The organism is Treponema socranskii subsp. buccale (assembly GCF_024181585.1).
Classification (GTDB): Bacteria; Spirochaetota; Spirochaetia; order Treponematales; family Treponemataceae; genus Treponema_D; species Treponema_D buccale.
Genome location: NZ_CP054258.1, coordinates 200,794 through 213,037, shown reverse-complemented (window position 1 = coordinate 213,037; position 12,244 = coordinate 200,794). Strand labels below are relative to the sequence as shown.

At 49.3% G+C, this 12,244-nt stretch carries 11 protein-coding genes; 3 read left to right on the top strand and 8 right to left on the bottom strand.

The features are described 5' to 3' along the window. Positions 1-42: 42 nt before the first annotated feature. Complete coding sequence (locus HRI97_RS01030; protein ID WP_253726098.1) at positions 43-708, bottom strand: DUF4912 domain-containing protein; 666 nt, start codon at positions 706-708, stop codon at positions 43-45. A 176-nt stretch (positions 709-884) separates the two neighbouring features. Between HRI97_RS01030 and HRI97_RS01025 the strand changes: the two genes are divergently transcribed. Beyond that, positions 885-1,625, top strand: a complete 741-nt coding sequence (locus HRI97_RS01025; RefSeq protein ID WP_253726097.1) for a helix-turn-helix domain-containing protein — start codon at positions 885-887, stop codon at positions 1,623-1,625. A gap of 54 nt (positions 1,626-1,679) precedes the next feature. Here the strand turns inward: HRI97_RS01025 and HRI97_RS01020 are convergent, their stop codons facing one another. From HRI97_RS01020 to HRI97_RS01005, 4 genes are read right to left on the bottom strand one after another with little or no spacing between them, the layout of a single operon-like run. Next, positions 1,680-2,114 carry a response regulator gene (locus tag HRI97_RS01020; protein WP_016521067.1) on the bottom strand — a complete coding sequence of 145 codons (435 nt, stop codon included), beginning with the start codon at positions 2,112-2,114 and terminating at the stop codon, positions 1,680-1,682. Between the two features lie 18 nt (positions 2,115-2,132). After that, positions 2,133-2,618: a chemotaxis protein CheX gene (locus HRI97_RS01015; protein WP_180487286.1), complete on the bottom strand. Its 486-nt coding sequence runs from the start codon at positions 2,616-2,618 to the stop codon at positions 2,133-2,135. 11 nt (positions 2,619-2,629) lie between these two features. Then, positions 2,630-4,075, bottom strand: coding sequence for a CheR family methyltransferase (locus HRI97_RS01010; RefSeq protein ID WP_253726095.1), 1,446 nt, complete (start codon positions 4,073-4,075; stop codon positions 2,630-2,632). An 11-nt stretch (positions 4,076-4,086) separates the two neighbouring features. Next, a complete protein-coding gene (locus HRI97_RS01005; protein ID WP_253726093.1) occupies positions 4,087-6,447 on the bottom strand; it encodes a chemotaxis protein CheA in 2,361 nt (786 codons plus the stop codon). Positions 6,448-6,636: 189 nt separating this feature from the next. On the opposite strand from HRI97_RS01005, the gene HRI97_RS01000 reads away from it, so the two are divergent. Beyond that, positions 6,637-7,863 carry a hypothetical protein gene (locus tag HRI97_RS01000; protein WP_253726091.1) on the top strand — a complete coding sequence of 409 codons (1,227 nt, stop codon included), beginning with the start codon at positions 6,637-6,639 and terminating at the stop codon, positions 7,861-7,863. A 131-nt stretch (positions 7,864-7,994) separates the two neighbouring features. Here the strand turns inward: HRI97_RS01000 and HRI97_RS00995 are convergent, their stop codons facing one another. Beyond that, complete coding sequence (locus HRI97_RS00995) at positions 7,995-9,218, bottom strand: LL-diaminopimelate aminotransferase (protein WP_253726089.1); 1,224 nt, start codon at positions 9,216-9,218, stop codon at positions 7,995-7,997. 174 nt (positions 9,219-9,392) lie between these two features. Between HRI97_RS00995 and HRI97_RS00990 the strand changes: the two genes are divergently transcribed. Beyond that, positions 9,393-10,589: an NADP-dependent isocitrate dehydrogenase gene (locus HRI97_RS00990; RefSeq protein ID WP_253727336.1), complete on the top strand. Its 1,197-nt coding sequence runs from the start codon at positions 9,393-9,395 to the stop codon at positions 10,587-10,589. Between the two features lie 492 nt (positions 10,590-11,081). Here the strand turns inward: HRI97_RS00990 and HRI97_RS00985 are convergent, their stop codons facing one another. Together HRI97_RS00985 and HRI97_RS00980 are read right to left on the bottom strand one after the other, a co-directional pair. After that, positions 11,082-11,318: a hypothetical protein gene (locus HRI97_RS00985; RefSeq protein WP_253726087.1), complete on the bottom strand. Its 237-nt coding sequence runs from the start codon at positions 11,316-11,318 to the stop codon at positions 11,082-11,084. 325 nt (positions 11,319-11,643) lie between these two features. Then, entirely contained in the window at positions 11,644-12,060 is a 417-nt protein-coding gene (locus tag HRI97_RS00980) for an Rpn family recombination-promoting nuclease/putative transposase (RefSeq protein WP_253726086.1), read from the bottom strand. Positions 12,061-12,244: the final 184 nt, after the last annotated feature.

Genomic DNA, 12,244 nt, shown 5'->3' with positions numbered 1-12,244 from the left:
GACGGCACCTTTAAAAATCCGACAGAACTTTCAGAGGTGCTTTTAGAAAAACGATTCACGATGATGTACATAATGATCGAGCAAAAGTTCTTTTATACCCGACAGGGCTGCAATCGGTCTTATATCGCCGTCATTGCCCGGACGGATATGAGTAAGCAGTTTTGAAGAGCGCGGAATTTCAACCGAACACGAAGAAGCGAGTACGGTCGTTCCCGTCGCAGTCGAAGCGGTAAGTTCCACACGAATGATTTTTTTGCCTGCGGGACACAAAAGGTATTCCGACGTATCGCCTTGATCGATCTGCACATCATACGCATCTTCGCTCTTTGAAGCCGCACGATCTGAAAAAGAACGGACGCGAAGAAAGATCGTATAGTCTCCGTGTTTTTTTAAACTGCGGATATCGCGTTCGCCTATGTCCCAATAGACGTAAATCCACGCAGGATTTCTGAGTACCGCTTCTATTTCCGTAACATTGTAGGATTCGGGAAGCCGCTCGGATAAAGACTGCGCTTCATCTTTTTCCCGAGTGACAATCATATCGTCCGAATCGTTCCCGGTTTCCTTTACAACATCGAGGAGTTCACCGATGAGAAACCGTCTGTTCAAATTATCGGGCACATCTATGCCGTACGTGTCAGCAAGCGCAAGCAAGTCGGAAAAAGGCAACGATTCAAGATATGCGCGGGTTATCGTATTTTTTTTCATAACATCCTTAAAACGCGTCTCGCCGTTTAAGCGCCGCTTTTTAATCCGTAGTTTTTATAATGCTCTTAATAATCCTAAAAAAAGAAATATTAGTCAAGGCGGATTTTTCATGCTACAATATAATCGACATACTTACAGCAAGCGGGAGTACAAAGGTTTGATGAGAGAAACCGGCGATGACATTTTATTTTTACACGAAGCATCGAAAAGCATGTAAAAAGATCACAAAGGCACTGGAGGACAACGGCCATACGTGCAATACCTACATAAATTCGGACGAATTTTACAAATCGATTTTGAAGATAAAAACCTGTCCCGATTTGCTCCTTATCGATTATCTCACCTACGATCACAGCATTTTCAATATCTATCGATACATGCACGATATCGGATGTTCCATCCCGCTGCTGTTTTATAACAGTCCGTTTCCCAAAGATGCCGATTCGCGCCTGAAGCATTGGATTATGGCGCTCAATCTGTACTACGGACATATCGGTTCGCTCGATATCGATTCCTTGTTTCCTCCGCTGAAGACGATTGCCGAAACGGTCGAAACTCACGGCACAAAACCGCATATATCGCTCGATCGCATATCGAGAACATCCGGTTTTTCAAAAGACGAAAAAGATAGGACGCAGCATGAAGCGCTTCTTGCCGTATACAAGAAACAACTCTCCACTTCGATCTTTTCCGTGTTCGAAATCCTGTTTACAAATGAAGGCAGGGCGGTAAGCATTCCCGAACTGCAGCAACTGCTTCGGAAACGAGGTATATGTGCAAAAGAAGGCACGATCTATTCGGCTATATCGCGATTACGGACATATCTCGACGAAAAAACTTCGGAAATCCATATTTTGAAAGCAAAAGAGGGGTACAAACTTTTTATAAATGCGGAAACGACAAATACGATTCTTTGAAACGGGGCTGTCTCAAAAGTCGTTTTCTTTTTCGACAGCCCGCATCGCGGCACTTTATTTCATGCTTGAAGAAATGCGCTCCAAAACCTTTTTGCGGTCAAGCGGTTTGATGATGTAGTTTTTTGCACCGAGCAGCAAAGATTTTTTTACCAATTCTTCTTTGCCGAGCGCACTGACCATAACGACGCGCGCGTTTTTGTCGAACGTCATAATCTGTTCGAGCGCGGTGATACCGTCCATGCGCGGCATAGTGATATCCATCGTTACGAGATCGACATTCGGGCAAAGTTCTTTGTATTTGTCCACACCTTCTTTACCGTCGGCAGCCGTCGCGATAATCTCGTAACCTTCGCTTGAGAGAATCTGACCGAGCTGCTTTGCAACGAACATTGAATCGTCCACAACCAATACGCGGATCTTCGATCCGTCGGCTTTCAGCCCTTCCTGCGGCCGATCGTTAATTGTCGGGAAATCCTGTTTTGTCTTCATATTCTACACTCCTGCCGTTTATGTACGTTCACGTATTGCCACATTGACTTCGATTTTACCGCATTCGGAAATAAGCGGGACGATAAGCGCTTCGACGTTTTCCGTGTGAGCGCTGCTGAGAGCCGCGATTTCCATCTTCTGACCGACAAAAAGCGCCGGAGGCGTCAAATCGAATTTAAATCCGAGTTCCTGCAATTTGGTAACCGCCTGTGCCGTAATCAAATTCGCAAGTTCGCTGATCGTCGCTTTTGCCAAATCATCGAATTCGGGAAGCGTTTCGCCGTTCATTTTCGAAGCGATACTCAGCGCCGTTTCGATCGTCATATCGTACAGGACGCGTCCTTCAACATCGCCGGCGAGACCTACCAGTGCGGCAACCCCCATCATCGGCATGGCCGTCGATTTGAGATACAGATCGCCGCGCTTTACATCGGCTCCCCCGAGCACTTCTTTCAAAACGCTGTAAGAAGTTTCAACGAACGGGTTAATATACTCTACTCTCATTCAAATCCCCTTTATTTATTTTTTGTGTACACTTTCAGTGCACCTATTGTCTTTTCAATAAAACCGGCTCCGGCCGGAAGCGTTTCGTTTTCGCCCACAACGATGATACCGTTTGCTTTGAGCTTTTCGTCGAAGTCGGTAATAACCGCTTCCTGTCCGCTCTGCGGCAAAAGCGACAAAACGTCACGCGCAAAGATAATATCGATTGCGGGAAGCTGATTCGTATGCTGACAATCGTGGTACTCGAACATAATACTATCTTTTACGTCTTGTGTAAATGTGTATTCACCGTTTACTTTTTTGGTCAAAAAGGGCGCGTACCAATCGGACGCGGCGGCATCCGGCACGGACATAAGCGGTGCATTCGAAACGCTGAGCAAATCGATATCCTGCGCATAAATTCGAAGCCGCGCTCCGGGATATTTTTTCCGCAGTATGCACGCAAGGGAATAAGTTTCCATCCCCTTACCGCAGCCGGGATTCCACACGCAGATCTGCTTTGCAGTGTTGTCGGGCAGGACTTTGTATACGGAGTCGGCATAAGCTTTCGTCCACCACGTGCCCGTACACGGCGACCAAAACAGCGACAAAAAAAGGTCGGCGTCGTTTTCGTTTTGCAGCTGTGATTTGCCCTTGCCGCGCTCTTCTTTCCATGAGTCGAAACGCGCGTTCACCCACTGTTCGTTGAGCGGCGTCACCGTAAATTTTCGATACGTCTTTAAGCTTTCGATAATGAATTTCAAATCCTGAGCCGACGTATCGGGCGTGCTGCTCTGCGTTTGCGAAGCGGACGGTTTCGCAGCGGCGGCGGCTCGTTCATCCATCGCGTCTGCGGCATTTTTACGGGCTGAAACCGGCACCTGCGGCGCAGCATCGGATGCGGAAGTATGGAAAACCTGTTTGGTATAGGCACGGCCTTTTTCTTCTTCGCCGACACGTGTATTGAAAATACGCGCGACGTCGAGCAAAATGTAGAGGCGCTTATCCGCTTCGACGATACCTGCAATATATTTGATATTGATATCGCCGAACAGAGGATGCGGCGGCTGAATTTTGCTTTTTTGCACGCCGAGAACTTTATCGATTTTATCGACGACGACACCGAAAGTCTGCTCGCCGACGGAAAGGATGAGCAAGCTTTCAAGCTTGTTTTTTTTGTCGGTGCGCTCCGGTATGGGGATATTGAAAAAGAGGCGTAAGTCGATAATCGGAATGATATCGCCGCGGAGATTGTACACACCGAGCACGAACGGAAGCGTATTCGGAACATACGTAAACTGCCCCGCCTTCGCGATCTCTTTGACATGCATGATATCTACGCCGTAATCTTTTCCGGAAAGCGAAAACGATACCATTCTGAAATCGACGACGGACAGATTGCCGCGCGTGTTGACGACCGCAGCTTCCGCCACGGCAAAAGCGTTTTTCAACCGATCCTGTATTGTCTTTTCTTCCATCGGAACCTCACTCACCTATTCGCACCGATCGCCTGCTGAGCGTTTATCTCTTTACGCACGCCGAGTTCAAGCAGCTGGCTTACGTCGATAATCAGCGATACCGAACCGTCACCGAGAATGGACGCACCGGCAATGCCGGGCGAATTCGTAAACCGGTCGCGAAGCGGTTTGATAACGACGTCTTCTTCGCCGATAAGTCCGTCAACCATAATACCGATTTTCTTTTCCTGAGAACCGACGATGACGATAAAACAATAACCGTCGTTATCCTCGTCGGTTTCGCGGATATTGAACAGGCGTGAAAAGCGCAAAATGCTGATAACTTCGTTGCGCACGTTGAGCACTTCGTAGTTGTCGATCGTATTTATTTCGCTCAGCTTGATGCGCTGGCTTTCAATGACGCTCGCAATCGGAATGGAATACACTTCGCTTCCGACTCTGACGAGCAGACCCTGTATAATCGCAAGCGTCAGCGGCAGTTTGATCGTAAAGGTTGTACCGCGTCCTTTTACCGAAGAAACGAATACCGTGCCGTTCAATTTTTCGATCATCGTTTTGACGACGTCAAGTCCGACGCCGCGTCCGGAAATATTCGTGATTTTATCCGACGTCGAAAATCCCGGTTCGAAGATGAGATTGAACGCTTCCTGATCCGTCAAAATTTTATCGGGATGGATGAGACCTTTTTGAACCGCTTTTTGGCGGACGCGCTGCACATCGATACCGCCGCCGTCGTCCGATATTTCGATGATGATCATATTGCCTTCGTTCGACGCTTTCAAAAGCACCGTACCCGTTTCGCGTTTGCCCGCCTTTTTGCGATCACCGGGGGATTCGATGCCGTGATCGACGGAATTGCGCACACAGTGCATGATCGGATCGAGCAGATCTTCGACGACGGATTTATCGAGTTCGGTATCTTCGCCTTCGATTTTGAGATCGATTTTTTTGTTAAGATCACGCTGCAAGTCGCGCACGACGCGGGGAAAGCGGCTGAAAATCTGGCTGATCGGAACCATGCGGATTTTCATGACGCCTTCCTGCAGTTCGCTCGAAATACGTCCGAGGTTCTGGGTCGACGAACGGAATTTATCGGTCGCACTTTTGACTTCGGAAACGTACGCGTCGAAGAGATTCGACAGGTCTCCGTAGTCGCTCATGATTTCAGCTTTTACGTCATTGACCGGAGTGCCGCTTTCGATTCTCTCGAGATACTGCGGAAGCATTTCAAAAAGCTGCCGCATTTTTTCTTTGTAATTCGCTTCCATGCCTTGAAACATGAGAAACGAATTGACAAGCTGCATGGAAAGTTGATTGAACGCCGCCTTTGTGATAACGGTTTCGCTGACGAGATTTAATAAATAATCGATACGGCGGGAATCCACGCGCAGTATGGAACCCGTCGGCGCCGTATGTGCCGGAGCCGAAGCAGCCGTCTGTGAGGCGGCGGACTGCGAGGAAGGAACCGTCTCTTCGTCCGCGCCATTTTCGCCGGAAACGGACGCGGCATCTTCGGCGATTTTCGCTTCATCGTCCGCACCGTCAAACGAGTCGATGCGCTGCGCATCGGTAGCAAGCGTCACGTCATTAAGAAATGCAGTATCTTCGATCTTTTCCTGCGTTTCCGCCGTCGCGATATAATAATAAACGTTTTCATAAAACGTGTCTTCGTAAAGCGCATCGAAATCGGGCACCGTTTTCAAAACGCTGCCGAGCGATTTGAGCACGGCGAACACTTGAATACCGCCGACGCTGTTCATCGGATTGCTTTCGTCGAATTTTACGGCGACACACCACAGTGACTGATTGCCCTGACACGCTTCTTTGAGTTCGAGGAATTCGCCTTCCGAAAGTTCGGGACGCACAAAACCCGCATCCGCGGATACGGCGGGCGTCGGAGATTCCGCTTTCGGCGGCGCCTTTTTCGAGGCGGCGGTTTTCGAAGCGGATTTTACGGCAGAAGCTTTTCCGCCTTTTCCTGAACTATATGAATGGATCGTATTGATAAGATCGTCGATATTTTTCGAGTACACGGAACCGTTTGTGCGCGCTTCGAGCATCGCTTTGATAACGTCGATGGAATTGAGAAGCACATCGATGACGGGTTCGGTAACTTTTAATTTGTCGGAGCGGATTTCGTCGAGCATGTCTTCGATCGAATGCGTAAACGACGCAATTTCGTTCATTTCGACCGTTGCCGATCCGCCTTTCAGCGTGTGTGCCGCGCGGAAGATTTCGTCGATCGCTTCGTGATTCGTCGGATCGTTTTCTATGACCAACACATTGCTTTCGAGATTATCCACCTGCTGCTCGGCTTCGGCAAAAAAATCTTTCAACAGCTCTTCATTGTTGGGATCAAGATAATCGCTCATACCGTTATTATATACGGAAACCAAGATAATTCAAGCGCTAAACGGAAAATTTCATTCATTTTTACGCCCTTTGTCCGATACAGTTATTCGTTCTTTTTGCCGATACTATAACGATAGTATTTTCAAAGTTACCTCTAAAAACTGCAGTTTTTAGAAGTTCCCTATACGGTTTTTTTCAGGAGTACCGTCGTGAACCGAAGGAAAACGCTTTTTATCATATACGCATTATCCGCCGTACTCGCTCATCGCGGATTCGCTGCGGGATTTTTTTCAGGTTATACGGGAATCAAAGCCGACCTCGGATTTGCGGATGCAAGCGGTTCTTTCGACATGCAGCTCAAACTGCAGTCGTTTTTTGCAGGCCAATTCAATTTGGCGAACAACCTCATCGCGCGCGCGGAATTTTCGCTCCGCACCGACGATATCATCGACAATACGATTTTTAATAAAACGCCCGCCTATTTCAAAATCGACGAACTGTCCCTCATTTACCGCAGACAGTTTTACGGCGGTACGAATTTTTTCAGCGCTTTCGCCGGTACTTACGAACCGATCGGATCGGATTTGTTTTTGCGGCGGCAGTTCGGCATAGAAGCGATCTCTTCGAAAATCACCGAAAGCTGGCTCGGGCTGTCCGGCTCGATCGTGTGCCCGCTGTTCGGCATCGGCGTTTCCGATATCGTACGCTTTTCGGATGCGCCCGTAGCGGCGGGCGGTTACCTCTACGTCAACCGTGAAAATCCCGACAATAATTTCGTATTGAACGCCGATGTGCGTTTCGCGTGTGCCTATCAGTATTTTATCCTCGATGCGGCCGCGGGCGTCAATTCGCCGATGAAAAACAAAAACGGCGCGGGAGAAGACGTGCTTCTCCTCATCGACTCTCTGTACGCGCACGCAGGCATTACCATGCTTGTCGGAAACAATTATACGCCGCTCGGACTTTTTATGCAGGCGGGCGTATACGACTTGCCGCTCAGACGAGGTTCGGACACTTTTTCGTTCGATATCTCAAGCATCTACCTGCTCGCGGAATTCCGTATGCGCTTGTCGCCGTATCAGGCGATGTTCGCCGCGTTCAGCCTTCCTTCCGACACCGTAAGCGAACTGCTTTTTATCCGCGATACGCTCGGTTTTAATGTTACGCTTTGCAACGCTTCGGTATATCTCGGCGCACAAAGGTTCGAGTTCGGCATCCACAATACGCTTTCATTTAAGGATAAAACCTATATCGATATGTCGAATTTTGCCGGACTTTTTTCCGCTCTGCCGACGATCGCCGTCACTCCGTATGCCTCGGCAAAAATCGGAAGCGGAGAATACCGTTCCATGATACAAATCCGCATTTCCGACTTAATAAAAAATTCTCCCGCCGCCGCATTCGAGTGCAGCTTCGGCTACAAAATGCAGCTGTAAGCGCGAAACACCGCCGCTCGCTTTACCGTGCGGCAAACGGCCCGAGCCGGCGAACGAAAATTTTACCGAAAGCGTACTCTTATTTTAAAATGCGTTCGAAAATCGACATTCGACTTATTGAATTATTAATTTTACAACTTCAATCCCGAAAGCCGTGCACACGCTTCGTTTACGGCTTCGTGATGACCGAAAGAGCTGAAGCGCAAAAATCCTTCACCCGCTTCTCCGAACCCCGAACCGGGTGTCGTTACGACGCGGCATTCGTCAAGAATTTTATCGAAGATTTCCCAGCTCGTGTATTTCGGAAAATGTACCCAAAGATAGGGCGAGTTTCCGGTGCTGTAAACGCGCACTCCCGCTTTTGCAAAATTATCGCCGGAAAGCGCTTCCCCGATTGCACGGACGTTTTCAAGATAATAATCGATCGTCTTTTTCATTTCGGCAAGGCCTTCGGGATCGAGGGCTGCGAGTCCGCCTCTCTGCGCGATATTCGACGCGCCGTTGAAAAGCGTGGTCATAACACGCGACCAATCTTTGATGACGGGAGTACCGTCGGCATATAAAAGCGTTTTCGGCACGACCGACCAGCCGAGCCGGACGCCGGTAAATCCCGCAGGCTTCGAATACGAATTGATTTCGATCGCACAGGTACGCGCGCCGCTTATTTCGAAAATCGATTTCGGAAGCCCGGGCGTACGGATAAACTCCGCGTACGCCGCATCGAATACGATGATACAGCCGTGAGCATTTGCAAAATCGACGAGGCGGCCGAGCTCTTCTCTCGTGGACGCGTAGCCCGTCGGATTGTTCGGCGAACAAAAATAGATGATGCTGTTGTCGCGCACTTTTGTTAAATCGGGAAAAAAATTATTTTTAGGCGTACATGGAAGATAGCTTATACCTTCGTATGCGCCGTTACGCGGTGCGCCCGCCGCACCGATGAGTACCGATCCGTCGACATACACGGGGTATGCGGGATCCTGCACGGCGACGCGCACTCCGCGTCCGAACAAAAGCTGTATGCGCGCAATATCGCATTTTGCACCGTCGGATATGAACACTTCATCGGCTTCCGCAATGCCTTCATAAAAGGTTTCGGCGATTTTTTTGCGGAGTTCGAAAAGCCCCTGTTCGTCACCGTAACCCGAATAACCTTCGGGAGTCGCAAGGGCGCGCGCATAGTCCGACATCGCGTTCGAAATATGCGGCTCGAGCGGCTCCGTCGTATTGCCGATGCTCAAACTGATGAGCTTCGCATCGGGGTGAGAAGCCGCGTAAGTTTTACTCCGGCGCGCAACTTCGGGAAAGAGATAGCCCGCAGTGAGATTGGCAAAGCATCGGTTTCTTTCTATCATAACCGCATTTTAGCGAATCGCGCAAAACAGTGCAACAAAACGCAAAACGGCAAAAGCTACGCATGGAGTACAGCCGAAATGCAGCGTCGCCGTTCCGACACTGACATCGGCAAAAAGAACGCAGGTCAAACCGCAAGCTGGACGATGCGCGCGAAAGAAGTTATACTCATTGCCATGACCAAAATACCGATGAAAAACGCCGTCGCAGAACTCGACGGAGACGAAATGACGCGCGTGTTATGGCAGCTCGTCAAAGACAAATTGCTTTCTCCTTACGTCGATCTCAAAACCGAATACTATGATTTAAGTTTAACAAAGCGCGACGAAACCGACGATAAAATAACCTACGAAGCGGCCGAAGCGATCAAGCGGCTCGGCGTCGGCGTCAAATGCGCGACGATTACGTCGAACGCGGCACGCATGGAAGAATACAAACTCTCGCACCTCACGCCGAGTCCGAACGGCATCATCCGCGCGGAACTCGACGGCACCGTGTTCCGCACACCCATCTTCGTAAACAATATCAATCCGTCCGTTTCGTGTTGGAAAAAACCGATTGCGCTCGGCCGGCACGCATACGGCGACGTATACAAAAATTGTGAAATCCGCACGCCCGGAGCGGGAAAAGCCGAACTCGTGTTTACGGGAACGGACGGCAAAGAGATCCGCAAAACGATCATGGACATGAAAAGCGCCGGCATCATCCAAGGTATCCACAACCTCGACGCGTCCATCGAAAACTTCGCCCGTTGCTGTTTTACCTACGCGCTCGACAAAAACGTACCCGTGTGGTTCGGCGCAAAAGACACGATTTCGAAAACCTACGACGGCACGTTCAAAGAAATCTTTCAGTGCATATTCGACGCCGAATACAAAGCGCGCTTCGAAAAAGCCGGCATCACTTATTTTTACACGCTCATCGACGACGCCGTCGCTCGCATTATGAAAAGCGAAGGCGGCATGCTGTGGGCGTGCAAAAATTACGACGGAGACGTCATGAGCGATATGATCGCATCCGCGTGCGGCAGCCTCGCAATGATGACAAGCGTACTCGTCAGCCCCTCAGGCGCATTCGAATACGAAGCCTCTCACGGCACGGTGCAAAAACACTACTACCGCTACTTAAAAGGCGAAAAGACGTCGACGAATCCCGTTGCGCTCATCTTCGCATGGACGGGCGCGCTCGCAAAACGCGGCGAACTCGACGGCACCGAAGCGCTTAGCGATTTTGCACGACGCCTCGAAAGGGCGACGCTTTCGACAATCGAAGACGGAGAGATGACCGGCGACATAGCGCGCCTCGCCTCCCCTGCGCCCCAGCGCGTGCTCAACTCGTGGGAATTTATCGACGCGATCCGAAACCGGCTTTAGTACCGCTCATAATTAATCGTTAATTTTTTCGGACGACACGTATCGGAAGATCCCGCCCTCCGCGGCTCACTCACGCTCGGCCTCCTCGCTCGCTTACGCTCGCTCCGGTGGCTGTCTGCGGCACCGCTCCGGCCGGGCGTAGGTTTTTATACTTTATCGTTTCGAATGCAACAAAAGATATACAAGCCGACTGCGATTCCTTATGAGGACACACGGAGTGACGTTTACGGCGCGCAGTGTGATAGGAGACGCAAGCAAATCCTGCGCGGGGAACTTCGCGCTCGTTGCAAGTCGCGCACTGCTCGGATTTGCTCTAGTTAAGTCGTGAGTTGAAAAACGCCTACAGCGTTTTTCTCTCATAGGAGACGCTCACAAATCCTGCGCACTGCTCGGATTTGCTCTAGTTAAGTCGTGAGTTGAAAAACGCCTACAGCGTTTTTCTCTCATAGGAGACGCTCACAAATCCTGCGCACTGCTCGGATTTGCGAGCTCTTATAAATTTTTGATTTCCGATTCCGAGAGGCCGGTCGCTTTTGCTATTGCTTCAAGACTCATTTGCATACCCGATAAAATTTTCGCCGTCTCTCGTGCTTTTTGATAAGCTCCCGCGGCAATACCGTCGCGTCGGCCTTGTAAGAGTCCGTCTTCCCTGCCTTTGCGTATTCCCCGCTCAAAACCGATCTTTTCACCTGCCATGCGTAAGTCATCTTCCCGTATATTTAACGACATATACCAGCTCCTGAACTTTTCGTTCCGTTTCGCTTTTTCGACAAGCGCATTAATCCGCCGTGTAAAACCGCTCGTCGCCCGCCTCTCGCAAAGATACTCCAACAAGGCGCTCAATTCAGCTTCTCGCTCTTTACCGTAGGCACCGACATTATAAAACACCTTGACGCTTTTGTCATCAAGAAAAAGGGGCTGTCTTCAAAAGTCGGTTACTTTTTCGACAGCCCGTCGAGTTTAAAATTAAGTTTTTATATCGTTATGACTTAATTTTAAACGTCGCATAATACATCAAGGGAGCTTTCCAAAAACTGAAGCTTTTGGAAAGCCCTTAGATATTGCAAAACTCGTATATGGGTAAGCCCTTGCCGAAGGGATCCTGCGTACAGATAAAGATGACATAACTCTCTTTTAATTCCGCATAGCTTTGTCCCCGCAAGAGATTGTCGACATCCATAAGGCTTTGATAATAGCGCGTACGTTTGGGAAGAAAAGGCGGGATCGACGTTTGTATTTCGATATCGAAGATGCGATCGGGGTCGGAGACATAGACGTCGAGGCGTATGCCCTTGCTTTCGTAAAACGGAGTGATCGTTTTTTGCAGGGAGGGATATTCGATTTTACCGACTTTGATGTGCAATAAGCGCTCCAATACACCTTTGCATATAACTTTATTTTTCATGACCGTGCCGAACATAAAGTCGTCGGTAAAGGTAAGTTCTTCGACGGGTTTATGAGTATATTCCATAGCTGCACCTTCGATTGTTGAGGTAGCGCGGCAAGGAAGTCGCTGATCTATATATCGCCGATAAAGTGATAAATTACGCGCTTTTTTATGAAAATAAACGTAACTGCCCCGAACGGAGGTTCCGCAGCTCCTTCTCCAAAATTGCTTCAAAAAACTCCGAAATCGCAACATCTCCGCGATATAT